This is a genomic window from Ignavibacteriales bacterium (assembly GCA_016214905.1).
In the GTDB taxonomy this organism is placed as follows: Bacteria; Bacteroidota; Ignavibacteria; order UBA10030; family SZUA-254; genus PNNN01.
This window is the reverse complement of the sequence record JACRMQ010000003.1, coordinates 102,696-128,724: the sequence shown is the minus strand read 5'-3', so window position 1 is coordinate 128,724 and position 26,029 is coordinate 102,696. Positions and strand designations below refer to the sequence as shown.

Annotated in this window: 21 protein-coding genes; 10 read left to right on the top strand and 11 right to left on the bottom strand. The window is 39.9% G+C overall.

The features are described 5' to 3' along the window. Nucleotides 1-49 precede the first annotated feature (49 nt). Genes HZB59_01700 through HZB59_01680 form a run of 5 tightly spaced genes read right to left on the bottom strand, consistent with a single transcriptional unit; the run spans nucleotide 50 to nucleotide 6,327 of the window. Nucleotides 50-1,051, bottom strand: a complete 1,002-nt coding sequence (locus HZB59_01700; GenBank protein MBI5020129.1) for an aspartate-semialdehyde dehydrogenase — start codon at nucleotides 1,049-1,051, stop codon at nucleotides 50-52. Between the two features lie 38 nt (nucleotides 1,052-1,089). Then, a complete protein-coding gene (locus HZB59_01695) occupies nucleotides 1,090-1,758 on the bottom strand; it encodes a site-2 protease family protein (GenBank protein ID MBI5020128.1) in 669 nt (222 codons plus the stop codon). 46 nt (nucleotides 1,759-1,804) lie between these two features. After that, complete coding sequence (locus HZB59_01690) at nucleotides 1,805-2,902, bottom strand: cysteine synthase family protein (protein MBI5020127.1); 1,098 nt, start codon at nucleotides 2,900-2,902, stop codon at nucleotides 1,805-1,807. Between the two features lie 9 nt (nucleotides 2,903-2,911). Further along, nucleotides 2,912-3,802: a site-specific tyrosine recombinase XerD gene (xerD, locus tag HZB59_01685; GenBank protein ID MBI5020126.1), complete on the bottom strand. Its 891-nt coding sequence runs from the start codon at nucleotides 3,800-3,802 to the stop codon at nucleotides 2,912-2,914. Continuing rightward, nucleotides 3,799-6,327: an HDIG domain-containing protein gene (locus HZB59_01680; GenBank protein ID MBI5020125.1), complete on the bottom strand. Its 2,529-nt coding sequence runs from the start codon at nucleotides 6,325-6,327 to the stop codon at nucleotides 3,799-3,801. The genes xerD and HZB59_01680 overlap by 4 nt, the downstream gene beginning before the upstream one ends. 84 nt (nucleotides 6,328-6,411) lie before the next feature. Between HZB59_01680 and HZB59_01675 the strand changes: the two genes are divergently transcribed. From HZB59_01675 to HZB59_01630, 10 genes are all read left to right on the top strand, one after another. Further along, nucleotides 6,412-7,881 carry an MFS transporter gene (locus HZB59_01675; protein MBI5020124.1) on the top strand — a complete coding sequence of 490 codons (1,470 nt, stop codon included), beginning with the start codon at nucleotides 6,412-6,414 and terminating at the stop codon, nucleotides 7,879-7,881. Between the two features lie 91 nt (nucleotides 7,882-7,972). Then, nucleotides 7,973-8,953, top strand: coding sequence for an aldo/keto reductase (locus HZB59_01670; GenBank protein ID MBI5020123.1), 981 nt, complete (start codon nucleotides 7,973-7,975; stop codon nucleotides 8,951-8,953). A gap of 123 nt (nucleotides 8,954-9,076) precedes the next feature. Next, nucleotides 9,077-13,378 (top strand): PAS domain S-box protein, encoded by a 4,302-nt coding sequence (locus tag HZB59_01665; GenBank protein ID MBI5020122.1) that lies wholly within the window; start codon nucleotides 9,077-9,079, stop codon nucleotides 13,376-13,378. A 96-nt stretch (nucleotides 13,379-13,474) separates the two neighbouring features. Next, complete coding sequence (locus HZB59_01660) at nucleotides 13,475-14,374, top strand: DUF3667 domain-containing protein (GenBank protein MBI5020121.1); 900 nt, start codon at nucleotides 13,475-13,477, stop codon at nucleotides 14,372-14,374. A gap of 31 nt (nucleotides 14,375-14,405) precedes the next feature. Continuing rightward, nucleotides 14,406-14,906 carry a DinB family protein gene (locus HZB59_01655; protein MBI5020120.1) on the top strand — a complete coding sequence of 167 codons (501 nt, stop codon included), beginning with the start codon at nucleotides 14,406-14,408 and terminating at the stop codon, nucleotides 14,904-14,906. 84 nt (nucleotides 14,907-14,990) lie between these two features. After that, nucleotides 14,991-16,232: an MgtC/SapB family protein gene (locus HZB59_01650; GenBank protein MBI5020119.1), complete on the top strand. Its 1,242-nt coding sequence runs from the start codon at nucleotides 14,991-14,993 to the stop codon at nucleotides 16,230-16,232. Between the two features lie 28 nt (nucleotides 16,233-16,260). Further along, nucleotides 16,261-16,830 (top strand): RNA polymerase sigma factor, encoded by a 570-nt coding sequence (locus HZB59_01645; GenBank protein ID MBI5020118.1) that lies wholly within the window; start codon nucleotides 16,261-16,263, stop codon nucleotides 16,828-16,830. 51 nt (nucleotides 16,831-16,881) lie between these two features. Then, nucleotides 16,882-17,346 (top strand): zf-HC2 domain-containing protein, encoded by a 465-nt coding sequence (locus tag HZB59_01640; GenBank protein MBI5020117.1) that lies wholly within the window; start codon nucleotides 16,882-16,884, stop codon nucleotides 17,344-17,346. 9 nt (nucleotides 17,347-17,355) lie between these two features. Next, nucleotides 17,356-17,853, top strand: a complete 498-nt coding sequence (locus HZB59_01635; GenBank protein MBI5020116.1) for a periplasmic heavy metal sensor — start codon at nucleotides 17,356-17,358, stop codon at nucleotides 17,851-17,853. A 16-nt stretch (nucleotides 17,854-17,869) separates the two neighbouring features. Beyond that, nucleotides 17,870-18,316: a hypothetical protein gene (locus HZB59_01630; GenBank protein ID MBI5020115.1), complete on the top strand. Its 447-nt coding sequence runs from the start codon at nucleotides 17,870-17,872 to the stop codon at nucleotides 18,314-18,316. A gap of 105 nt (nucleotides 18,317-18,421) precedes the next feature. Here the strand turns inward: HZB59_01630 and HZB59_01625 are convergent, their stop codons facing one another. From HZB59_01625 to HZB59_01600, 6 genes are read right to left on the bottom strand one after another with little or no spacing between them, the layout of a single operon-like run. Beyond that, complete coding sequence (locus tag HZB59_01625) at nucleotides 18,422-19,885, bottom strand: sodium/solute symporter (protein ID MBI5020114.1); 1,464 nt, start codon at nucleotides 19,883-19,885, stop codon at nucleotides 18,422-18,424. Between the two features lie 51 nt (nucleotides 19,886-19,936). Beyond that, nucleotides 19,937-20,272 (bottom strand): STAS domain-containing protein, encoded by a 336-nt coding sequence (locus HZB59_01620; protein ID MBI5020113.1) that lies wholly within the window; start codon nucleotides 20,270-20,272, stop codon nucleotides 19,937-19,939. A 15-nt stretch (nucleotides 20,273-20,287) separates the two neighbouring features. Further along, entirely contained in the window at nucleotides 20,288-20,827 is a 540-nt protein-coding gene (locus HZB59_01615; protein ID MBI5020112.1) for a hypothetical protein, read from the bottom strand. A gap of 3 nt (nucleotides 20,828-20,830) precedes the next feature. After that, nucleotides 20,831-22,852 (bottom strand): NAD-dependent DNA ligase LigA, encoded by a 2,022-nt coding sequence (ligA, locus tag HZB59_01610; protein ID MBI5020111.1) that lies wholly within the window; start codon nucleotides 22,850-22,852, stop codon nucleotides 20,831-20,833. 11 nt (nucleotides 22,853-22,863) lie between these two features. Further along, nucleotides 22,864-23,685 carry a DUF4115 domain-containing protein gene (locus tag HZB59_01605; protein MBI5020110.1) on the bottom strand — a complete coding sequence of 274 codons (822 nt, stop codon included), beginning with the start codon at nucleotides 23,683-23,685 and terminating at the stop codon, nucleotides 22,864-22,866. After that, nucleotides 23,669-25,945 (bottom strand): PAS domain S-box protein, encoded by a 2,277-nt coding sequence (locus HZB59_01600; protein MBI5020109.1) that lies wholly within the window; start codon nucleotides 25,943-25,945, stop codon nucleotides 23,669-23,671. The genes HZB59_01605 and HZB59_01600 overlap by 17 nt, the downstream gene beginning before the upstream one ends. Nucleotides 25,946-26,029: the final 84 nt, after the last annotated feature.

Genomic DNA, 26,029 nt, shown 5'->3' with positions numbered 1-26,029 from the left:
ATCTATTACATTTGACTTTAGTCAACTAACCTTTTTTTACTTTTTAATTTTAAATTTTTACTTGTTTAATGCATTCCTCCGCTATCTGCACTGCATTGGTTGCAGCGCCTTTGCGGAGATTGTCGGAAACAATCCATAGATTCAATCCGTTTTTAATCGTTTCATCGCGGCGGATGCGACCCACGAATACATCATCCTTCTCATGCGACCAGATGGGCATTGGATAAATGCTTTTCGAAACATCATCTTGCAACTTCACTCCCCGCGCTCTCCGCAGCAAACCGGTCACGTCTGTAATCCTGAATGGCTGTTCAAGTTCAATGTTAACCGATTCACTATGCCCGCCGATAACAGGCACACGCGCACAGGTGGCAGTTACTTGAATCGATTCGTCTCCCATTATTTTTTTCGTTTCGTTGACAATCTTGATTTCTTCTTTAGTATAACCGCCTTCAGCAAAAACATCAATCTGGGGCAGAACATTGTAAGCGATCTGGTGCGGCAGTTTGTTCTCAACAATTGAATTTTTCATCAATTCTCCTTCAAGCTGATCAACCGCCTTTTTACCTGCACCTGTTATTCCCTGATATGTGGAAACAACAAGCCGCTTAATTCTCCATCTATCGTGAATCGGTTTCAGCACAACAACCATTTGAATTGTAGAGCAATTTGGATTTGCGATGATACCTTTGTGTTTGAATATATCTTGCGGATTGACTTCTGGTACAACAAGTGGTACATCAGGCTCCATGCGGAATGCACTGCTGTTATCTATAACAAGTGCTCCCGTCTTTACGGCATAAGGTGCGAATTCTTTGCTAATTGCTCCACCGGCGGAAAATAATGCTACATCTACTCCTTTAAAACTTTCCTTTGTCAACTCGTCGACATCAACATTCCGACCGTTAAAAACAATTGTAGTCCCTGCAGATTTTGCTGAAGCAAGCAGTCGAAGTTTAGCGACAGGAAATTTTCTTTCTTCCAAAACTTGGATCATCTTCCGGCCCACAAGTCCGGTTGCACCGATCACAGCTACATTAAATTGTTTCATTGTGAGATTGAACTAATGAATGATTGAATAATAATTTTTTATTGAACTACCAATTGTATTAGCATAAAGTAAGGATAAGACAAAACGCTTATAATGCTGGAAAACAACATACTGAACGGCTGCCAGCGCATTATAATTATGACAATAAAAATTCCATAAAATCCCAAGCGCTGATATTGTTCGCTTAAAGAATCCGGAAGCATTGCCGCAACAACGTGTGAACCATCGAGTGGCGGTATCGGTATAAGATTGAATACCGCGAGAACAACATTAAGAGTTATTCCGCCCGCGAACATTTTGAAAAGGAAACTGAATGCTTCCTCAACAACAGGATTGTTAATCGGTACCACTTGTCCGAGTAGTGCAACAAGAATAAACATAATTGTGCAACCGAGTGCGACAATAAGATTTGAAATCGGTCCGACAATCGAAACAAGTATATCATCCCTCCGATAATCAGAAAAATTAAACGGATTGACCGGAACCGGTTTTGCCCATGCAATAAAAACTCTGCCTGCGACAAAAAGTGAAAACAACGGGACAAGAATCGACCCGATCGGATCGATATGCGGAACGGGATTTAATGTCAATCTTCCCATTTGTTTAGCGGTTGGATCACCAAGTTTTAAAGCCATCCAACCATGTGCAACTTCGTGAATGACGACTGAAAAAAGTAATATAGGAAGTATATATAGTTGTTCAAGCATATTTAAAAGATCTTTTATTCAAAGAAATTTCGATTCTTCATTAATTCTATAGAGACCCAGATGTATTTTTAATTGCTTCCTTATAATCGTCACGACACAAATGGCAGACACGATTAAATGCTCGCATATCGACCAATTCAACATCCGAAGCGAGGTATCCTGCTTTTAGTGGTTCTTGTTTAAGTAGGTCGGTACTCAAGTATTTTTTATTATCATCAGAAAAAACCGTAACCACAACTGATTCGTCACCCATCTCGTTCTGGACCATTAACGCACCGATAAAATTTGCGCCTGATGAGATACCTACAGCAAGCCCGAGCTGAGAAGCAAGTTTTTGCGCCATAATGATTGCATCTCCATCGCTCACCGCTACGACTTTATCTAATTGATTGAGTTGAACTATTGAGGGAATAAATTCATCGGATATGCCTTGTATGCGATGATGCCCGACTTTGTGACCTGTCGATAGAGTTGGTGATTCAGCAGGTTCTAATGGGTGAATGCGAATTTGAGAATTGTGTTTGCGTAAATAATTTCCGACTCCCATTACAGTCCCGCCGGTTCCAACTCCGGCAATAAATGCATCAGGATGAATTGAGTTCGAGCTTAACTGCCACCAAATTTCCGGTCCGGTTGTTTTTTCATGAGCTTCAACATTAGCTTGATTTGAAAATTGGCATGGTAAAAATACATCAGGTTGCTGTTTTGCAAGCTCCTCCGTCATTCTTATGCTGCCCAGAAATCCTCCTTGTTCGCGGCTCACCGAAATTATTTTTGCTCCAAAACTTCTTATCAAACCTACCCTTTCTTGACTCATCCAATCCGGCATATAGATAGTGACCGGATGTCCGAGAGCTCGTCCAAAGGCAGATATCGATATTCCTGTATTACCGCTTGTTGCCTCGGCAATCAAGTCACCCTTCTTAAGAGTTCCACTCTGGTAAGCTTTTTCCAATATATTAAATGCCATTCTATCTTTGATACTTCCGGTCATGTTGAAATATTCAGCTTTCGCATAGATCACCCTTCTTTTTCCTTTAAACAAAAATCTTATTGCCAACAATGGCGTATTTCCTACCAATTGGCGTAATAGCTCAAATTTACCAGTAAGATCGTTCTTATCTGCAATCAAGTTTGTTTCCATAATAAATATTTATCCCCTCGGATGAAACGTTTTGTGAACTTCTTTTAAATATTCTCTGTCTATATGTGTGTAAATTTGTGTGGTTGAAATATCTGAATGCCCCAGCATTTCCTGAACAGCGCGCAGATCGGCTCCGCCCTCAAGTAAATGGGTGGCAAATGAATGACGAAAAGTGTGAGGATGAATTTCTTTTTTGATTCCTGATTTCAATGTACACGATCTCACAATATTCCACACCGACATTCTTGACATCGGTTTCCCCCGCATGTTGAGAAATAAAACATCCTGTCCTCTTCCTGTCACTGAGATTTCTGAACGGACTTCATTTTTATATTTTCCGATCCATTCAAGTGCCGATCTGCCTATCGGTACAAGTCGCTCTTTTGACCCTTTCCCGAAAACTCTGACAATACCTTCATCCGCGTAAACATCTCGTTGTTTCATCGTGATTACTTCGGTAACACGCATGCCGGTTGCATACATCGTCTCTAAGATTGCGCGATCACGTATCCCCGACGGCTCAAAAGAATTTGGCTGCGAAATTATCGATTCAACTTCATCAGGGTTTAAAACATCGGGAAGGGTTTTCGACAGTTTCGGTGTTTCAATATTTTCCGCATGATTTATTTTTAAAATTCCTTCACCGGTTAAATATTTATGAAACATTTTTATCGAGGAGACATTTCGCGCAACACTGCGCGCAGAGAGACCGTGTTCGGACAAAGAATTCAAAAACTTCACGATCTGTTTTTGTTGAACATCTTCCAATCTTCCTACCCCCTGATATTTCATGTAATCCAGATACCGAGACAGATCGAGTTGGTATGATTCGATCGTATTTTTTGAAGCATTTTTTTCAAGCTTCAGATAATGTATGTAAGATCGAAGGTTATCAATCATGGATTCTGGGCAGAATTCTCTTCATCAACTTGTTTCGTTGCTTGTTTATCAGGGTGCATTGCCGGTTGAGTGGGTTGAACTTCAATTGCCATCGCCGGGATATAAACTTCATCTTCCACCACGGGTGGTATTACCGGATTATGTGTAATAGATTTTGCTACCAATAATTCCGGTTGTTTAGATTCAGCGGTTGATTCTTCAATTGCTGTATCCGGTTCAGGATATTTTATACGATGATGATGAATACCTAGAAGTATTTTCAAAAATCCTTCCTTAATTTTTGTCAGATCGCGTAGAGTCAATTCGCATTCATCGAGTTGACCATCCATGAATCTATGCTTAATCATATTATCGATTGCCGATTCAAGCTTTTGCGGAGTGAGTTCCGAGATTGTGCGTGTCGTCGCTTCAACAGAATCTGCCAACATAACAATTCCGGTTTCTTTGGTTTGCGGCTTTGGTCCGGGATAAAGAAAATCTTCCTCTCTAACTCCATCTTTCGTCGGCCGTTTTGCCGCCTGCTTTAACGCTTTATCAAAAAAGAAAGAAATTCTTGTCGTACCATGATGCTGCGGAATAAAATCCAGTACAGCTTCAGGAATACCATGCTCGCGTCCAAGCTCAATTCCTTCACGAACGTGCGCAGAAATGATCAAAGCGCTCATACGAGGTTTAAGTCGATTATGCCGACTGTGGGGTCCTACCTGATTTTCAATAAAATATTCTGGTTTCAATAATTTCCCTATGTCGTGGTAATACCCGCCGACACGAGCAAGAATCGAATTAGCGCCTATCGCTTCAGCGGCTGCCTCTGCAAGATTCCCGATTGTAACGCTATGATGGAATGTACCCGGAGCTTTCTCAGACAGCTCAATCAATAGCGGACTGTTAAAATCGGCAAGTTCTGCTAATCTTAAATCGGTTGTAACGTGAAACATTTTTTCGAACAACAACACCAAACCGTAAGTGATCAACGGGGAAAAAATTGCGTTCCCGATTATAAATGAACCCTGCAACATAATTTGAGTTATATTTTCGATATGTTCGATTGAGAGAGCAAGGATGGATAAAGCATAACCGACAAAAATATAAATCATCGACCAAAATATTTGAGTGCGGCTGCGGATATCACGCACCGTATACGCGGCTAACGCTCCGGCAACAATTGATGACAGCGCTATCGCATAATCGTTCCCTCGAATACCAGCAATAAGAAAGGCGATTGTAACCGTTCCATAAAATGCTACCCGTGTATCGAAAATAATCGCTAATAACATGGATGCAACGGGAACGAAAATTAAATATTGCAACGGCTCTTGAACATTAATACTGACGGAGAGATAACCAAAAATGATTTCAATTAATATTATTATCGTGATCAGAGAAAGTTTGCCATTATCCTGAAATATTTTTTTTCTGAATAAGAATAAATAGAGAGCGAAAAGTGTTAATATAATCCCGATATGGACAGTCGTGCTAAACCAATGTTTCCATCCATTATTAAAGGCATTATGCTCCGCGCGAGCCCGTCTGAATGAATCAAGTTTTAATTTTGTTTGTTCTGTGATAGGTTCATTTTTACCGATAATCAGATCATGTGCCGAAACATATCCCAAAGTGCGGGGGACATTATCAGCAGCGGTCTGTATCACCTCGTTTGTGGTGCTAACACTGAATACGATGTTCGGTTTTAAATGTTGACGTATGAGCTTTAAAATTATACCGTTCGCAGGATGATCTCCGACATTTGAACTGAGAGTATTCCCCACAAGGTTGATAGCGGTTTCAATATTAAAATAATCCCGCGCTGGAATAATTTCTTCAATCGATTTCTTCCTCAACGCGATCTCTGAATGTGCAGCTAAAGGCTTATCGAGCAAGCCCGATTTATAAATATCCGCCAATTTTGATTCAAGGATTTCAAAAATATTTTGGATAGAATTCTTATCGGATTTATTTTGCATATCAACAAAATTGAAAACAACCTTCCACTCATCCTGCTTTATTCCCAGCGGCAGGCCTTGAAGTGCATTAAAATAATTCAAGGAGTCTGACTGTTTCTTGCTCTTCATCCATGCCCAATACGCAATTGATGCCTTTTCAATCGAACGAAATGAAGCACGGGTTGCGTCAACCGAAATTTGGGCATTTGAATCGTTGCGAAAATAGACCGGCTTTACCGCACGAATTGCTTCCTCGCGTTCTTGTTCATATCGATGAAGGTCCTTATAAATCGGGAAAGAAAATGGTGCTATTAAATCGCGTTCCGTCCAAACCGCTCCAACATAATACCTATACTCAGATGATTCGGGATGAGGGAAAACGAGAAAACAGGAAATCAATAAAATTATCCCCAATCCTATCTTTATCCAGATTGTGGATCGAAGATTTTCGCTTTCAAGAAAATCTTTTACTTTATCTTTTATATTTTCAGCGGGAAAATCCATAAAACCATTTAAATATCCGAAGAAAGTGAGAGATAAGCAAACCGATAAAATGAGGAAGCGGATAGGATGATTTACCATATTTAATTTTGACTTTTAAATTGATAGGCGTATATTGACGGAACATAAATCAATTTCAAATACATGTTTCAATAGATAAATATAATGGAAAATAAACCTCCAAGTTTACTTCGCTCGTTCCCGAAAGTTTTCTGGGTTTCGAATATTATGGAATTATTCGAACGTGCCGCTTACTACGGATTGAATTCGGTTCTCGCAATCTACCTCACAAATTCTATCAGCGAAGGTGGATTAGGATTCTCGGAGCAATCGGTAGGTTTCTTGCAAAGTTTGATTTATGCTTGCACTTACGTTATCCCGATTTTAGGCGGCGCACTTGCCGATAGGTACGGATACAGAAGAATGCTAATCGTTGCATTCGCATTTCTATCGGCCGGATATTTCATAAGCGGAAATATGAGCGCATACGGCGCTGTGTTTGCGAGTTTGCTTGTTATGGCAACAGGTGCCGGATTATTCAAACCGATCATCAGCGGAACACTCGCCCGTACAACCAATGAATCGAACTCCGGTTTCGGTTTTGGAATTTATTACTGGATGATAAATCTTGGCGCATTCCTCGCTCCGCTTGCCGTTAGTTATATGAAAGGATTTTCGTGGAATTATGTATTCATTGCTTCTTCTCTATACACGGCATTGATGTTTATTCCAACATTGTTTTTTTATAAAGATCCGCCAAAACCATCCAGCACAAAAACGTTAAAAGAAGTTTTAGGCGGCATGGCTATGGTACTCGGTGATGCACGTTTTATGTTGATGATTTTTGTTTACTCCGGATTCTGGATATTATATTTCCAAAATTTTGGTTCAGTCTTGTGGTTCCTTCGCGATTTTATTGATGTTGCTCCAATTAATAATGCATTTGCCTCTATCGGTATAAATCTCAAATTCGATTCTGAGCATGTTACAGTCATTAATGCCGGCACTATAATACTTTTACAGGTGATAGTAAGTAGAATCGTAAAAAACACAAAGCCGCTCTCAACGATGGTTGCAGGAATTTTTATAGGAACACTTGGATTTGTTTGTTTAGCATTCGCATCGAATGTTTGGATATTCATAATAGGAATTGCCGTGTTCTCAATCGGTGAAATGACCGCACATCCGAAATATTACAGCTACATCGGACTGGTTGCGCCGGCAGATAAAAAAGCCGTCTATATGGGTTATGCATTTTTATACGGCGTAATCGGAAGTTTGGTCGGTTCAAACTTGGGCGGTCTAATGTATGAATCGATGCTCAAACCACTTGTGGGACAGACGGGAGTAGAATCGGATATTAAAACTTTCTGGCTTATATTTGCCGGACTCGGGATCGTTGCGATGTTAGGGCTTATCATCTATAACCGATTCTTGGCACATGAAACTCCGAGAGCGAATAAAATATCCAAACAGATTATGTTCGTAATCTATTTAGGGTTGATAATTTTAGGAGGATGGTTTTCGTATGATGCTCTGATGGGTGAACTTATCGCGTATAAAACATTAGTGCAAGCGACAATTATGTTTATCATTGGGGGTGGCGGAATTTGGATAAGTATTTTAAAAAGATAAGACAAATTTTCTTTGCGATATCAGATATCATGCTGTCTAGGACTTTAGATAGAACCTACATGATTTTTAAAAATAATTGTGAAATTTTTCCATGCAATACGTCAAACTCGGCAAATCTGGTTTAAAAGTTTCGCGAATCTGTCTCGGTACTATGACTTACGGTTCACCCGACTGGCGGTCTTGGGTATTAGATGAACAATCAAGCAGGCCTTTCATCAAACATGCACTCGAACTCGGTATAAATTTCTTCGACACTGCTGATATGTATTCACTTGGGAGAAGTGAAGAAATTTTAGGCAGAGCATTAAAAGATTTTGCAAGACGCGATCAAGTTATCATCGGTTCAAAAGTTTACTGGCCCATGAGCGGTCATCCGAATGATAAAGGTTTATCCCGCAAACATATCATGAATGCGATAGACGCTTCGCTCAAGCGATTGGATACTGATTATATCGATCTATACCAGATTCACAGATGGGATTACGAAACTCCTATTGAAGAAACAATGGAAGCACTGAACGATCTAGTGCACTCGGGCAAGGTTCGCTACCTCGGCGCATCAAGCATGTTTGCGTACCAGTTTGCAAAAACATTTCGGGTGGCAGAACAGCATAACTGGACAAAATTCATTTCTATGCAAAATCATTATAATCTCATTTACCGTGAAGAGGAACGCGAAATGATCCCACTCTGCAAAGAAGAAGGAGTCGCGATCATTCCCTGGAGTCCGCTTGCCCGTGGTTTCCTTGCCGGTAACCGCAGACCGAACTTCGAGGGAGAGACGAAGCGCGCAAAAACCGATAAGTACGCGCACGAACTTTATTATTCAGAATCAGATTTCAAAATAGCAGATCGCGTTGCTAAGCTTGCCAGAAAGCGCAACATTAAACCCGCTCAGATCGCACTGGCATGGATGCTCAACAAACCACACGTTACAGCACCTATTATCGGCGCGTCGAAACTTGAGCAACTTGATGATGCAGTCAAATCGCTCGAAATTATCTTAGATGCCAATGAAATAAAATCCGTCGAAGAATTATACACACCACACAATATTTTAGGACATTCCTGATGAATATTTCATCCGCGCTAGTAAATTGATTTTAATATTGTTTTAGTCTATTTTATTAGCAATAATAACTTTATATATCAAGAATTCAATTTAAATGATTGAAGTGAGAATATGGCCGACACGATGAAGCGAAAAGATGCAGATATGACCCTAAGCAATCCAGAATTATTTTTCAGACAAGTAATTGAAAATGCAGGCGGTGTCCCCTTTCAGCTTATATTTGGACAATCACTGGGAACTGGCTATTATAAATATATCGGAGCTGGTATAAAAGATCTTTTAGGCATCCCCCCAAGTAAATTCACGGAAAAGCTTTTTGGTAGTTTGGTTGAAAAAGTCAATCCCCTATTACCCGAAATACCTAACGATCCTTCTGAGTGCCGTCGGCGAATGGTAAAAGGAAATATTCCTCATTATAAAGCAGATATCCTAATTCGAACAACAAAGGGTAAGCTGAAATGGATTAATGATAGCTCACTTCCTATTCACGATCAAAAGACGGGTAAAATAATCGGGGCTCAAGGTATTTTAATTGACATCGACGAGCGAAAAAGAATTGAAACAGATGCAGGGCAAAATGTTTCTTTACTGAGAGCGACTTTGGAATCTACAGCTGATGGTATTCTCGTGGTCGATAGCTTAGGAAAAATATCAGATTTCAATAATCAATTCGCACAAATGTGGCGTATACCTGATGCTATCTTAGCCACACATAATGATAAACAAGCAATTGATTTTGTTCTAAATCAATTGAAAAATCCAAAAGATTTTATTTCAAAAGTTAAAGAGTTGTATGACAATCCTGAAAAAGAAAGTTATGATACGCTTGAGTTCAAGGACGGGAGATGCTTCGAACGTTTCTCGCACCCTCAAAAGATTGACGGAAAACCGGTGGGCAGGGTGTGGAGTTTCCGAGATATCACAAATCGTACACTCTCCGAGAAATCACTGAAAGAATCGGAGGAAAAGTTCAGAGTTCTTGCAGATCAATCTCCTAATATGATTTTTATAAACCAAAAAGGTAGGATCGTTTATGCTAACAAAAAATGTGAAGAGATTATTGGATTTACACGGGAAGAGTTCTTATCACCATCATTTGATTTCCGCTCACTTATTTCTTCTGAGTCTCAGGCATTAATTCAAGAATCCTTTAGAAAACATTCGCAGGGGGAAGAAGTTCCTCCTTACGAATATGGATTATTAACACGAAAAGGAAAAAAAATTCAAGCAATTATTACTTCAAAATTGATTAATTTTGCTGGTCAAAGCGCTATCCTCGGCATTATCACAGACATCTCCGAACGAAAAGTAATTGAAGTGGCATTGCGCAATTCTGAAAAACGCCTTCAATCTCTATTCGCTTCAATGACCGATGTTATCCTAGTTGTCGATGCAGAAGGCAGATACATAGAAATTGCTCCGACAAATCCAGCGCTGTTGTATCGACCTGCTAACGAATTGCTTGGTAAAACTGTATATGAGGTCTTTCCAACTAAACAAGCTGACTTTTTCATCGAGAAAATAAAACTGGTATTAACATCCAATAGGCCGATTAGTATTGAATACAGTTTAAGTATTAACAATAAAGAAATATGGTTCACCGCAACATTATCTCCAATGTCAAAGACCACTATTTTACTTATAGCACGTGACATCACTGAACACAAACAAGCTGAAGAAACAATTCGCAGGAACGAACAACAACTCAAACTCATACTAAACACATTGCCGATGGTTTTCTACACCGGCCGAGCGACCGCTGATTTGACAACAACATGGATTAGTAATCAAGTCAAACAAATGACTGGATATACATCAAATGAATTCACAGAAAATGCCACATTCTGGCAAACGCGAATTCACCCAGACGACTTTGATCGTGTTTTAAGAGAATATGCGGAAGTATTCAAAAAAAATTACATTTCAACAGAATATCGCTGGCATTGCGCAGATGATTCATATCGTTGGTTTACAGACCAACTAGTTCTCGTCCGTGATGAACAAGGTTTACCCAAAGAGACGGTCGGCATCTGGATCGATATCACCGAACGTAAAAGAGCTGAGGAAGCATTACTTCAATCAGAAGAACGTTACCGCTCGTTATTTGATAGAATGATGGATGGGGTGTATCGAAGTACGCATGATGGAAGATTCGTTGATGTTAACGATGCTATGGTGAAAATGTTCGGTTTTTCAAGCAAAAAAGAAATGCTGAATGTCGACATTAAAAAAGAACTTTACTTCGCCCCTTCCGAAAGAGATAGTTTGTTCTTGGATACCGGAGAAGAAAAAACCGAGGTTTTTCGAATGCGCCGTAAAGATGGATCCGAGATCTGGGTTGAAGATCACGGACGATATGTGCATGACGAAAAAGGAAATGTAATATTCCATGAAGGTATATTACGAAATGTGACAGATCGGTTACGGAATGAGGTGTTGCAAAATGCCATCTATCAAATTTCTCAAGGCTCAGACAAATCTCCCACTCTGGAAGATCTTTTTAAATCTGTACATACGATTATTAGTACAGTAATGTTCGCAAAAAATTTCTATATCTCATTGCACGATGATGAACGCGACCTTCTGACTTTTCCATATTTTGTGGATGAAGTTGACATATCTGCACCACCTGTTAACCCAGGGAAAGGATTGACAGCGTATGTACTCCGTACCGGTAAACCTTTACTCTGCGATGAAGCCACCGATATGAAATTACGGCAACAAGGAGAAGTCGAACTTGTCGGAGCCCCTTCAGCTATTTGGCTGGGAGTACCGTTGATTGTTAGCCATAAAACAATAGGTGTTATGGTTGTACAACACTATTCGGATCCTACTGCATACACTGAACAAGATTTGCACATGCTTGAATATGTTTCTTCTCAAGTTGCCAGAGCTATAGAACAAAAACGATCTGAAGAGAAACTCCGCCAGAGCGAGGAGCAGTTCCGCTTAATTTCAGAAAATGTTGCAGATTTAATTGCGGTACTCGATCTCAATGGAAAACGTGTCTACAGCAGCCCTTCGTACAAGAATATTTTTGGTGACTTCGAATCTTTGCGCGGAACGGATTCATTTCAGGATATTCATCCTGAAGACCGCGACAGGATAAAACAAATTTTTCAAGAAACGGTAAAAACCGGGATTGGCCAACGCGCAGAGTACCGATTCTTGCTAAAAGACGGAAGAATCCGTCATATCGAATCCCAAGGAAGTATAATCAATGATAAGGAAGGTAAAATCTCGCAGGTTGTTGTTGTATCGCGTGATGTTACCGAAAAGAAAATACTTGAACAACAATTCTTACGCTCCCAACGAATGGAAAGTATCGGTACGCTTGCGGGTGGGATTGCCCATGATCTCAATAACGTGCTGGCTCCGATTGTAATGGCGATCGGAATCCTGAGAAAACATAATCCCGATAAAACAATTCAAAGGTTACTCGATTCATTAGAATCAAGCGCGCAACGCGGTTCAGATATCGTCAAACAAGTTCTCGCATTCGCTCGCGGCATCGAGGGTGATCGGGTTCTTCTGCAACCCAAACATATCATAGCTGAAGTCGTCCAAATCATTAAAGAGACCTTTCCAAAATCGATTGACATTCGAACAGAACTCCTAAAGAATTTATGGGCGATTTCTGCTGACCCGACTCAATTGCATCAGGTTTTATTAAATGTTTGCGTTAATGCGCGCGATGCGATGTATGATGGCGGAAAGTTGACCATTACGGCAGAAAATTCTTTTATCGACGACAATTATTCCAAGATGCATAGTGAAGCGAAAGTCGGACCCTATATCATGATCTCAGTTTCCGATACCGGTATGGGTATTCCTCCAAAGATCCTCGATAAAATATTTGAGCCATTTTTCACGACGAAAGAAATAGGAAAAGGAACGGGACTTGGATTATCTACGGTTCATGCAATCGTCAAAAGTCATGGCGGATTCATCAACGTGTATAGCGAAGTAACAAAAGGTACCACATTTAAAATTTATTTCCCTGCTCAAATGAAAGGTCAATCTGTTTCAACAGAAGAGAGTATCCCAACACTACCTCAAGGGAAGGGTGAAATTATTCTGATCGTTGACGATGAAGCAACTATCCGTGATATCACAAAATCAACCCTGGAAGCCAACGGATATCGCGCAATGACTGCGAACGACGGAACCGAGGCAATGGCCCTTTACGCGCAAAATGGAGAAATAATAAGTGTCGTGATTACTGATATTATGATGCCAATAATGGATGGCGCTGTAACAATTCGCGCTTTACAGAAAATGAATCCTAATATTAAAATTATCGCTGCGAGCGGATTGATAACCAGCGATGTTAAAAATTTAGGAACCAATATCCAGGCGTTTCTGACAAAACCATTTACTGCCGAGAAATTGCTCACAACGCTTTATAAGGTTCTTAATTCGTAGCGATATGATAATTTCTATCGTGATTCTGACAGGATATTCGCGGAATGATCGAAATCTAATGAGATAACATGCACTGTTGGAAGTTTTAGAATATTTATGAAGTGTAAGAGAAAGTCTTTTTCCTCCTGCCCGAACTGTGGGTACAGTTTCCAAAGTGCAAGTAATTTTTGCGCTTCATGCGGTCAGGAAAATAATGATTTAAATATTCCTCTAAAACATTTGATCGGTGAATTGTTAGAACACACTCTTCATCTTGATTCGAAATCGTTCACCACAATTAAAGCACTGATATTCAAACCTGGTTTTCTTACGAGCGAATTCAATTCCGGCAAGAGGAAAAGTTATGTGTCCCCTCTGAGACTTTATATATTTGTCAGCTTTGTATTCTTTCTCATTCTCAATTTATCTTGGCAGGAATATAAAACTCCCGAAGAAATAAATCGGGAAAATAAGTTTAAATTATCATTCACATTTTTCAATCTTAATTCAAATGAGCTTATTGGTTTGACCGAATCTCAAACCGAGTCGTTGATGGCCGTCCGAAACATCGAACGAAATAAATATAATTTATATGCAGTTAAGCAGCTGCATAGGATCACGAATGGTGGTGCTGAAGATTTTTACCATTTGCTGATCAAGAATATTTCTTATTCGATGTTTGTACTGATGCCATTATTCGCATTATTGCTTAGCATTTTTTATAAGGGACAAAACAAATATTATATAGGATATCTAGTTCATTCCCTCCACATTCACACTTTCGGTTTCGTTGTCTTGTCACTGTTTTTTATTATCAGTAAAATTGTTTCTTCTATTTTCATTACTCTTGGTTTGATTATAATACTAATTCTATATTTTATTATCTCTCAAAGCAAAACGTATAATCAGACACGACTTAAAACATTCCTAAAAACCGTAGCAATAACTATTTTGTATCTGATATTAATTTTAGCCACTATTCTCATTGCAACGTGGATTATTGTTTTATTATTCTAATAAGCTATCAACGGATTGAAAGGATCACATCATGTATCATACCATAAACGAATTTATTATTGAATGGAATAGCGAAAGTAGTTCAACGCTTAAAGTTCTCAAAGCTATGACAGACAGTTCGCTTTCACAGAAAGTATCCGCTGAGGGTCGTTCCCTAGGTTTCATCGCATGGCATATCGTACTTACACTTGGAGAAATGGGGAGTAAAGCAGGACTCGTGATAGAATCACCTGCCGAAAATTCGCCTACCCCAACTTCTGCGTCCGAGATATCGATAATATATGAAAAAGCTGCAAAAGGGTTAGACAAGGAAGTTCAAAATAAATGGAACGACAAGATGCTTGATGAAGTAATTGAAATGTATGGTGAAAAATGGACGCGTGCCCAAACGCTTGTCGTATTACTCAAACACGAAGTCCATCACCGCGCTCAAATGACCGTGTTGATGCGACAGGCAGGATTGAAAGTTCCGGGTGTTTACGGACCTGCAAAAGAAGAATGGGCAACCTACGGTATGCCGCCGATGGCATAATTGATCTAACAACTGAACACCGGCAAAAATTGATACTTCCATCTACATTTCTTAAATTCATAGAGATTATTAAAGGAATTATTCGTGAATACATTTGAATGGACGTTCGAATTAAGATTTACCGTCGCATTAGCACTCGGTTTATTGATAGGTTTAGAGCGCGAAAGTGCAAGCTCGGACAGAAAATTTCAGTACTTTGCAGGTGTTCGTACCTACACACTGATAAGTTTGTATGGATTTGGTTGTGCTTGGTTGTACCACATTAACGTAGCACTCGCCCTTCCAATAGGAATGATATCCGTGACTGCGTTAGCGGTGGTAGGATATCTTGCGAAATTAAAAGACGGTAGAATCGGTTCGACCAGCGAAGTTGTAGCGCTTGTAACATTCATTATAGGCGCGTTGACCGTTTTGGCAGATGTTTGGGTGGCAATGTCTCTCGGAATCATCAGCACTATTCTACTTTCGGAAAAAGCCGACTTAGATAATTTTGTTGAAAAACTGGATAAATCGGAATTCCTTGCCGTCTTAAAATTCCTCTTAGTCACGGTAATCATACTTCCTGTGCTACCAAACCAGGAGTATACCCAATTCAAATTAAATCCAACCCGTGTTTGGCAAATTGTAATCATGGTTTCTACCATAGGATTCATCGGATATTTTCTGATTAAAAAATTCGGCAGTAAAGTTGGCTTGTGGCTTTCAGGATTACTCGGCGGTATCGCATCCAGCACTGCTGTTACGGTTGCAACAGCCCGGATTGCAAAAAAATCACCGGAAAAATGCGGCGATGCTTTACAAGCATCCATATTAGCCAGCAGTGTCATGTACTTACGAATACTTGTTCTTATTTGGCTCATCAATCCGATCTTCGTTTCGCACCTTTGGTGGAAAATGGTGATACTTTCAATCGTTGGAGCGGCAATGGTTGTAAGAATTAAATCCAAACATATCGCAACCGAAAATTCTGAAGTTACTTCAATTCAAAATCCGTTCGAAATCAGACCTGCAATGATGTTCGGGATATTCTTCGTGGGATTATCGGTAATTACGATCCTCACCAACAAACTTTTCGGCAGTACCGGACTTATCGCTCTTTCTGCTATCACGGGTGTAACTGATATCGATCCGTTCATTCTATCTTTAGTTCAGCAATCCACATCGGTTGAAAATATCTTCGTTTCTGCAATACTGATGGCAGCTATGAGTAACACAATTATGAAAGGGATTTATTTCACACTGATATCAAAGCAATTACGGCACGAGGCAACCATTCGATATGGCATTTGGGCATTGGCACATTTACCGCTTATATTTATAGCATGATATTTATATTGAAGATTGATAAGCATTCGTGAAGGAACAAGACCTCCTCCTTAAATTAATTTCCGGAGACCAATCTGCTTTCAAAGAACTTTTCGATGAATACAGTTCGATGGTTTTCAATGTCTGTTGCAGAATGTTGGGTAACCGGCATGAGAGCGAAGATATCACGCAAGATGTTTTCATTAACGCGTTCAGATCGATAAAACATTTCCGATCCGATTCAAAGCTTTCCACATGGCTTTATCGCATCGCCGTCAATCACTGTTTGAACTATCAATCCAGAAAAAAACGGAATAAATGGCTCTCCTTTGAAATTTTTTCTACCACTAATGGTGAAAACAAATCAGAGCCGTCCTCTACTGATAATTTACCTGATATATTAATGGAGAAAAAGGAAACAGAAATTATCATCCAGAGAGCAATCAATTCACTTCCTGAACATCAACGAATAGCTCTGCTTTTACATCGTTATGAAGAATTATCATACGAAGAAATTGCAAAAGTGATGGAATGTTCAGTTTCTGCAGTAGAATCCCGCATTTTCAGAGGAAAACAAAACCTTTGCAAGAAATTACTTCCCTATTTAAATCAGTTATGACCGCAAGTTTTATTAATAATCCTTGTCTAATAATATGAAAGGCACAAAAGGATGAAACACAGCAGTATCCAAAACAAATTACTCCTTTATCTCGATGGCAGTCTCAACGATGTCGATATGAGTGAGGTTGAAAGACACCTCCCTCAATGCCCCCATTGCAATAACCAACTTGCAGTGCTATCGACTATCTGGGAAAAAAAGGCTGCCATCGATAAATTTACGACTCCACCTTTCTTATGGACAAGAGTTCAATCAAGGATGAGTAATCCCGCGCAGAAATCCGCTTCAGGAATACTGTTGTATGCTCTTAAAACTACGACTGCAATTATTTTATTACTTATCTCATTTTTTATCGGTAACTATTTAGGGAAGTTGCCGAGCACAGAAACTGAAATGACATCGAACCTTTCGACAACAGAATATATAGCCAGATCATATCATTTCGATTCGTTCGAACCGATTTCCGAAGAATCAATCGGACAAGCAATCATCCTTACTTCATCCCAAAATAAGTGAGGTACTAAGATGATAAAACCTTGGATTATAATTGTTATCATACTGCTCACATTGATCAATCTTTCGGCATTGGGAACGCTTATTTACTACCGATGCTGCCCGTCAACTGCTTCAAATTGTATGATGGATCAAACCATGGATCACGGTTGCTACATGAAAGAACATCTGAATATGAGCGAAGAGCAAGCCGCGAATTTAAGTAAAGTCGAGAAATCCTCACGCTCAATCACTGATGCACTCACTGTAACCATGAAGGAAAAACGGATCAAGCTTGTTGAAGAATTGATGAAAGACGAACCCGACAGTTCCCGTATCGAAGATATATTACGTTCAGTTGACTCTCTTCAGGCGGATATGCAGCGCGCAGTAGTGAAGCGTTTGCTCCACGAAAAAAATGTACTTACACCTCAACAGCAAGAGAAGTTCTTCTCTCTTGTTCTTGGACAGTTTTGTATGGAAATTGATAGTATTAAACAAACTCAATGTCAAAACAACAAATCTCATTGAAAGGAGAAACCCCGCAGTGAAAAAACTAATTATATTCACATCGATTATTACGATTGCTATTTTGATCGTAGCTATGGCGCTTTATGCCGGTGACGACAAAGCCGCAAAAAAAGAAACAGTAAAATGCCCGATGAGCGGCAAACAGGCATCATCCAAGGATGCAAAAGCAACCTGTCCGAGCATGACCGGTGATAAAGCGAAAGATTGTGCTGCAACATGCGCAGATAAAACCGCAAAGGTGCAATGCGATCCTGAAAGCAAAGAATGCAAAGATAAGATGGCAAAAGGCGAATGCAAACACGGCAGCCAGGAGTGCAAAGATAAAATGGCGAAAGGTGAATGCAAACACGATAGTAAAGAATGCAAAGAAAAGATGGCAAAAGGTGAGTGCAAACCCGATAGCAAAGAATGTAAAGAGAAGTGCTCGGCAGATTGCAAGCACGAAAAAGGAACAAAGAAGTAAATTACTTTAATAGACAAAATAAAGCGGTATGTTGAACCAACTTACCGCTTTATTTATTATACCTCCATAGGACAATTATCCTATAAATACTGATTTACTTCGTTTTCATTGTGTGAATAATTTAGAGCCTAATTTTCCAACCGTTATCGTCATCAGAGCCCCAATCATCGTATGCCATGTCCAATCAATAGTTGTAAAATTTAATACAATGATCATTGTAACCAGCCCGGCAATAAATCCTATAAAAGCATCTTGCTGGTTCGTGCGTTTGAAAAATAAACCTAAAAAGAATGTTCCCAATAATCCGCCATAGGTGAAAGAAGCGATTTTGAGACCTATCTCAACAACCGGATTTTTATTATCGGTGAACAACAACGCTCCACCTATCAGAACCAATCCCCAAAACAATGTAAATATCTTCGACCATCTCAACTCCATCTTTTCGGTCAATAACTTTCCTCTCTTCGTCATCTTGAATAAATCAAGATATGTGGCGGATGCTAGTGAGCTTATTGATGAAGAAAGAGATCCCATAGCAGAAGCGAATACACCTGCTATTACAAGTCCGGCTACACCGACAGGAAGATTTTCAATTATAAATTTCGGAAATATTTCATCCGATGAATTTAATCCAAGCTGCTGGTATGGCACACCGTGGTAGAATGCGTACAAGCATAATCCCAAAATCAGAAAGAAAGCAAATTGCAGAACAATAATCGATGCATCAAGCATAAGCGCGCGTTGGCTGTCGCGCTTTGATTTGCATCCCAACAATCGTTGCACAAGCAATTGATCGGTTCCATGCGAAGCCATTGTAAGGAATGTCCCACCAAGCAAACCGCCAAGAAGTGTATACGGTAAAGAAACAAACTCAAATATATTTGTGCCGGTTTTTAGATTGAATATTTCAAATTTATTCAAGCTATTTTGTGTTGCATATCCAACGACATCGTTCCATCCGTTTGGAAGATGGTTGAAGATGATAACCATCGATGCTACTGCGCCGCTAAGATATATGAAAAGTTGAACCACATCCATGGCAACAACTGCTTTCAATCCGCCTAGGTAAGTATAAATTAATGTAAAGCCGCCGATGATAACAATGCTGGTCGGATAGTCGAATCCTGTTATAATGTGAACCGGTATCGCGGTTGCAAATAATCGAACACCGGACGCTAAAACACGTGTAATAATAAAAACTGAAGATGCGAATTTCCGGAGAGACAAACCGAATCGTTTACCTATAAAATCGTAAGCGGTTTCCAGATCGCCCTGATAATATGCGGGAATGAAAATGATGCTGACCAGCAGCCTGCCGATAAAATAACCGAATGCGACTTGAAGAAAGTGCATATCGCTTTTATAAGCCAACCCCGGTATGCTGATAAATGTAAGAGTGCTCGTCTCACTTGCGACGATTGAAAATCCGACCGACCACCACGACATATTTTTTCCTCCAAGGAAATAATCGCGCGACGATTTTTGTTTGCCCGAAATGATTGAGCCAATTACTGTAACACCCAATAGATAAACTGCTACAATAAAATAGTCAAGATTAGAAAAACCCATTGAAGAATTTACCGGCAGGAAACGAAAGAAATATCAATCAAATGCCACAGATTATGCTTTAAGAGCATCATCAACTTTTTTATTGATGGTGAACATCCTGTCTAATTGAGTAATCCGCATCAGATCCAAGACTTTATCGTGCACATGAACAAGATGCACCGTCCCGCCATGCTGGCGCATAGTGCGATCAGCGATGAGAAGTGCGCTCAAACCGCTGCTGTCGCAGAACTGAACCTCTTTCAAATCGATTATCAGTTTTGTCGAATTCTTCGGTTTGCAAAGGATAAGGAATTCAGCTTTCAATTCCGGTGCAACTGTGGAATCAAGTTTTCTTCCATGCAGTTTGAGAATTGTTGCTTTACCATCTTTAGTAATTTCAAATTTCATGAAAACTCCGGTGTTCTAGAACATAGCCAGACATTCAGCGAACTTTTCGTAGAGTGCCTGAGGTGTTCGTTCTTTGTTGAGATTTAAGATAATGTTGTAAAACGTGTCGGATACAGGTCCGGCGAAACCAACGCGAATTTTAGCTCGAGACGCTTTACAAATATACGCAGTATGTAACGCGAAATCAAGATTTAAATCGATTGCAACATCGTATTCACGTTTAAATATTCTTTGAAGTATTGTTTTTGTTGGAAGTGAAAATCTGTTTATATCCGGCGGGTCAAGACGTATAATTTCGCACCGCGGAAAATTTGCCAATGCAGTCTCACGCGTACTGTTATGTACTACAGTGATATGTATGTTTTTCATCCGCTCTCGAAAACTTCGCAATGCGTTGCCGGCGATTATTGCATCTTCGTACCCGACCGGAAGTGTAATCAGAACGTTTCCGGCTCCGCGTAAAAAATCGGTAAGCGGTTGCGGTTGATCGAAATCGTTTCGAAATTGAAATTTTGCAAACTGCAATCCGACATATGCAAGCGCATGTTCAAACATCTATCACCTTTTATTAGCCTTAATTATCGATTTAAATTTTTCTTCGTTCCAGATCTCGATCCCTAATTCTTTCGCTTTCTCAAGTTTGGAACCGGGATCTTCACCTACTACTAATATATCAATATTTTTTGAAACTGTCGAGGAAACCCTGCCACCTAATCCTATTATTAATTCCTTTGCTTGCTCACGCCCATATGAGGTCAACGATCCGGTGAGAACAAACACTTTCCCTGCCAGCGCACCGATTGCTACACCAGCTTCACTCCGCATTTTGATGCCTGATTTCTTTAAATGTTCGATGATTTTAATATTCCTATCATCTTTAAAGTATCTCAGGATGCTTTGAGTGATTTTAGGACCTATTTCATGAATTGCCTGCAAATCCAATGCTGTCGCATTCATCAACACATCCATCGATGTAAAATTATCTGCAAGAACTTTAGCCACTGTGGCACCAACATGCCTGATGCCAAGTGAGAATATAACATAATGGTATTGCCTCAGTTTACTCCTTTCAATTCCATCGAGTAATTTTTGAACGCTCTTTTCACCCCACCGATCAATCTCTATGAGCTGTTCTTTATATTTGTGAAGGTCATAAAGATCGGCAACGTTGTTGACGAATTTATTCGATACCAATCTATCAACAACCGATTCGCCAAGACCTGAAATATCCATTGCACCGCGAGCCGCCCAATGCTCAATGCGCCCTCGAATTTGCATCGGGCATTCGCTGTTATCACAATAATGATTTGCTTCTTCTTCTGCTCGCACCAGATTTGATCCGCAAGCTGGACAATTTTTTGGAAACGAATATTTTTTGGAATCATGTCTTCTCTTTTCGATAAGGACCGATGTTACTTTTGGAATTACGTCACCTCCACGTTCAACCACAACAGCATCCCCGATGTGAATATCAAGATTTCTGATATAATCTTCATTGTACAAAGAAGCACGACTTACAGTTGTACCTCCTATTAATACGGGTTCAAGCTCTGCTACAGGAGTGATGGTCCCAGTCCGGCCGACCTGTAAACGAATACCTTTTAGTTTTGTCTCAGCTTTCCTTGAGGCAAATTTACACGCCACCGCCCATCTCGGACTCTTAGCAATCGTACCAAGAATTTCCTGTTGTTCCAGAGAATCAACTTTTACAACGATACCATCGATATCGAATGGAAGCGTCTCCCTCTTTTGCTCCCATTCCTTCCAGTGTTGGATTACCTCTTCAATATTATCAAACCGCTTGGCGTGATTATCGATTAGAAATCCGAATTCCCGAAGAATTTTCAAATTCTCGAAATGACTTTTTAGCGGCAGGTTTTTTGAAAGCAGAGCATATCCGAAAAACCTCAATGGACGAGAAGCAACAATCTTAGGATCCTGCAACTTCAATGTCCCGGCGACAGAATTACGCGGGTTGGCGAATAATTTTTCTCCGAGCAATTCTTTTTCTTCGTTCATCCGCTTGAAATCCTTCAAATTCATAATCACTTCACCGCGCACATCACAATCGATTTTGGAAGATTTGTCATGACTAATTCGAAGCGGAATTGAACGAATGGTTTTTACATTTGCAGTAATTTCATCTCCCTGATAACCATCTCCCCTTGTCGCTCCGGAAATCAAACTGCCATTTACATATTTTAGAGAAAGCGAAACACCATCGTATTTCAGCTCACAAACATAATGAATATTTTGTTCGGGCAACAGTTCTCTCACTTTACGATCAAAATCTCTGATATCATCTTCTGAATAAGTATTGGATAAACTCAACATCGGTGTTGAATGTGTTACATTAGAGAATTCCTTGGTTGGCTCTCCCCCTACCCTTTGAGTCGGTGAATCAGGGGTAACAAGTTCGGGGTATTCTTTTTCCAGCTTTAGTAATTCCGAGTAAAGTTTATCATAATCAAAGTCTGAGATAACAGGTTCGGCAATCACGTAATAAAGATAATCGTGCCGGTTGATTTCGTCTCTTAACTTTTCAACTCTATTTTTGATTTTTGGAGAAAGATTTGTCACGATTGAATATTTTATGGATTTATGTTCTTAAGTTTATCGATTGTTTCTCGCGAAAGAAGAATATTTTTCAATGGGCGCTTAGTTGCAGAAAGTTGCCCGATTCTTTGACCGTTCAGAGTGAACGACATCGCAGCGCCGTTACCGATTGAAATAAGAAATTCTTTTTCCGCTACCCATCGTTTTCGGGCAAAAGCAGGTATGACAGCCTCAGAAAGATGGATTCCATCGGAGGAAACCCGTACCCATACACTTTCGGCGGCAACGCCTTCAAGCGTGATCGTATCGGCAATCATCTTTCCTGATTTCGATTGAAAAGCGAGTGATGTATCTTGTTTGAGATTCAATCTTGCTGCCTTCGATTCTTTATCGCGAAGCATTGCATTGAAAGATATCTCTTGTACAACTGTCGGCATTTTTTTTTCTCTGAAAAAGAATATCGAGAGAGCTAATCCTGTGAAAATGAAGATGGCAATGACTACAATTATCTGAAATTGATGTGTCTTTTTTTTCTTCCGTAATTCAGTATGCACCGATGGCGCAACGCGGTCGGAGACGCTTATAACCGTGTACCGTGGTAATTTATCTAACTCAAGTGCTGATGCTGCATCAGGATCTTTTCTTAATTCGTCAAGGATGGTTTCAGGTTCTATGCCGAGTTCTATAGCAAAATCGCGTATAATAGCACGAACGTATGTTGTAGGCAGAGATGGTATTTTATCATTCTCAATATTAATTAAAAATTGTTTGTTTATTTTTAATGCTGTAGCTACATCATCGATTGTACGATTTTGACTTTCTCTCGCTTTCCGAAATATTTCACCCGCTAACTTCATTTTTGACCCCCAATTTTCGAGGAGTATTGAGAACTTCCCTGACTTTGTAAGCCATATCGTCTATCGTGTATGGTTTTTGGAGAAATCCATCAATAAGCTCCATAAATTTTCCATCTTCCAACATTGTTGCGCTATAACCGCTGCAAACCAGGATTTTTATTATCGGGAATTCATTCTTCAATTGATCGAAAGTTGCCTTGCCACCCATGCGCGGCATATTCATATCGAGAATCACAAGATCATACGCGCCGTTCTTTTCACGGATTTTATCTATCGCTTCTCTGCCGTTTTGGGCACGATCAATTCTGTATCCTAATTCTTTTAAAATATCAGCCCCGACTTCGCTAACAGACACTTCATCCTCGACAAGGAGAATATTCTCCGTTCCACCCGTCATCTCGAGTTTGTTGTTTGGAAGGTCAGTTCTCGATTTTTGATCAGAAATACGCGGCAAGTATATTGTAAATATTGTTCCGCTGTTCACCTCGCTGCTTACATTCACAAATCCGTTATGACTTTTAACAACTCCGTACACAACAGATAAACCGAGACCGGTTCCTTTACCTTGCTCTTTGGTTGTAAAAAATGGTTCATATATTTTATTGATGATTGAAGTTGGAATACCCACGCCCGAATCTGCGACAGATATCATTACGTATGAACCGATATTCCCTTCAGTCAATTGCCGGGCTTTTTCCTCATCGATGTCGATCCCGGAACAACTCACAACTATAATCCCGCCGCTCGGCATGGCATCGCGAGAGTTCAGACACAAATTCAGAATTGCCTGCTGTAACTGTCCTTCATCTGCTTCAACAAAAAGCGGCTCGTGAGAAAGCGAGTGTTTGATGTGAATAGTTTTAGGTGTCGTTACTTCAAACAATTTGATTGTTTGATCAAGAATTGAATTCACGTTTGTACGGACAATGTTAGGATTATTTTTCCGTGCAAAAGTCAACAACTGGCGAGTAACCGCGGCTCCGCGCCGTGATGTTGTTTCAATAAGATCTACGTATTTTAACAGCCGAGGATTCTCCTCTACTCTTCGGCGCATTATGGAGGCAGAACCTAATATCGCTGTTAAAATGTTATTGAAATCATGAGCGATACCACCGGCAAGATTTCCGATACTGTCTATTTTCTGTGCCTGAAGAATTTTCTCCTCCATCAATTTCTTCTGTGTAATATCGCGTAAAACCATTCGAGCAACCGCAGGTTTCCCCTCCACATCATAAACTATAGAAGCATTTGTGCTGACATCTATGAAGGTACCATCCGACCGAACAATTTGTTCTTCGATTCCTTTTAATTCTCTTCCAAAATCAAAAATATTTTTAAGATTACTCGCAATATGTGCATGCTGTGCAGGTGGATAAAGCGAAGATAAAGATTTTCCTATGATATCTTCTTTATTCTTTCCTAAAAATAAGCATTCTGTTTTGTTACAACTTATCACTATCCCATCCCGATCGACGCTATGATACATATCGGGTGAGTTTTCATAAAGATCGGCGTACAATTGTTCCGATTGACGAACTTGCTCGAAGAGAGATGCATTATTCAGCGCCATGCTTATTTGATTGCCAAATGCTTGCAGGAGTGCCACATTTTTAAAATGGGCGCGATGAGTATCGCGCCTGCCTATTATCAAAGCACCGGCAAAAACTCCCTGCCGCAACAGCGGTATCGATATCAGCAGTTTAATCCCTTCATCAAACATTTTCGGATCAAATATATTGTTTCCATTTTCATCCAAAGTGATATAGAGTCCGGGAGTTTTAATCCACCCAAGGTATTCCTGATCAGCGTTTATATCAGTTTGAAAAAGTGGAACCGTAGTACCATAATGGTGTTTAAGCATCAGGGTTTTATTTTCGATAATATAAATCCAACCGGCATCAGCACGCATCAACTGAAGCACTTTTATCAACGAAGACTGTAAGACATAATTAATATCGACCGAATAATTTACAGCTTCCGCTATTGAATTTAGTTCTATCATCTCACGGCGTTGTGATTCTAAATTTCTGCCATATTTAAGAGCAAAAAATATGCTCACATAACCGAATAATCCAACAGTTACCACGCTGATAAGATCAACAGCGCTGAGCTCAACACCAACCGCGATTCGAACAGTAATCAGTGTTATCATCGCAACTATTACAGCGGTTGAGGCAACAAGCTGGGCTTGTTCAACCAACCCCATCGATTTAAAGAATACTTTTATACCGATAAATAAATTTTGTATGAGTTTAATCATATGATGAATGTAATAAGAAAAGCAATTAGTTTCAAAAAGCACAGCACGGCTTCTATCTTTTCAATTATCTCAATGTTTCAAAAG

What these genes read in the sequence shown, in the direction of transcription:
- HZB59_01700 (MBI5020129.1), bottom strand. Translation starts at nt 1,051, where the DNA reads ATGAAACAATTTAATGTAGCTGTGATCGGTGCAACCGGACTTGTGGGC.
- HZB59_01695 (MBI5020128.1), bottom strand. Translation starts at nt 1,758, where the DNA reads ATGCTTGAACAACTATATATACTTCCTATATTACTTTTTTCAGTCGTC.
- HZB59_01690 (MBI5020127.1), bottom strand. Translation starts at nt 2,902, where the DNA reads ATGGAAACAAACTTGATTGCAGATAAGAACGATCTTACTGGTAAATTT.
- xerD (MBI5020126.1), bottom strand. Translation starts at nt 3,802, where the DNA reads ATGATTGATAACCTTCGATCTTACATACATTATCTGAAGCTTGAAAAA.
- HZB59_01680 (MBI5020125.1), bottom strand. Translation starts at nt 6,327, where the DNA reads ATGGTAAATCATCCTATCCGCTTCCTCATTTTATCGGTTTGCTTATCT.
- HZB59_01675 (MBI5020124.1), top strand. Translation starts at nt 6,412, where the DNA reads ATGGAAAATAAACCTCCAAGTTTACTTCGCTCGTTCCCGAAAGTTTTC.
- HZB59_01670 (MBI5020123.1), top strand. Translation starts at nt 7,973, where the DNA reads ATGCAATACGTCAAACTCGGCAAATCTGGTTTAAAAGTTTCGCGAATC.
- HZB59_01665 (MBI5020122.1), top strand. Translation starts at nt 9,077, where the DNA reads ATGAAGCGAAAAGATGCAGATATGACCCTAAGCAATCCAGAATTATTT.
- HZB59_01660 (MBI5020121.1), top strand. Translation starts at nt 13,475, where the DNA reads ATGAAGTGTAAGAGAAAGTCTTTTTCCTCCTGCCCGAACTGTGGGTAC.
- HZB59_01655 (MBI5020120.1), top strand. Translation starts at nt 14,406, where the DNA reads ATGTATCATACCATAAACGAATTTATTATTGAATGGAATAGCGAAAGT.
- HZB59_01640 (MBI5020117.1), top strand. Translation starts at nt 16,882, where the DNA reads ATGAAACACAGCAGTATCCAAAACAAATTACTCCTTTATCTCGATGGC.
- HZB59_01635 (MBI5020116.1), top strand. Translation starts at nt 17,356, where the DNA reads ATGATAAAACCTTGGATTATAATTGTTATCATACTGCTCACATTGATC.
- HZB59_01625 (MBI5020114.1), bottom strand. Translation starts at nt 19,885, where the DNA reads ATGGGTTTTTCTAATCTTGACTATTTTATTGTAGCAGTTTATCTATTG.
- HZB59_01620 (MBI5020113.1), bottom strand. Translation starts at nt 20,272, where the DNA reads ATGAAATTTGAAATTACTAAAGATGGTAAAGCAACAATTCTCAAACTG.
- HZB59_01615 (MBI5020112.1), bottom strand. Translation starts at nt 20,827, where the DNA reads ATGTTTGAACATGCGCTTGCATATGTCGGATTGCAGTTTGCAAAATTT.
- HZB59_01605 (MBI5020110.1), bottom strand. Translation starts at nt 23,685, where the DNA reads ATGAAGTTAGCGGGTGAAATATTTCGGAAAGCGAGAGAAAGTCAAAAT.
- HZB59_01600 (MBI5020109.1), bottom strand. Translation starts at nt 25,945, where the DNA reads ATGATTAAACTCATACAAAATTTATTTATCGGTATAAAAGTATTCTTT.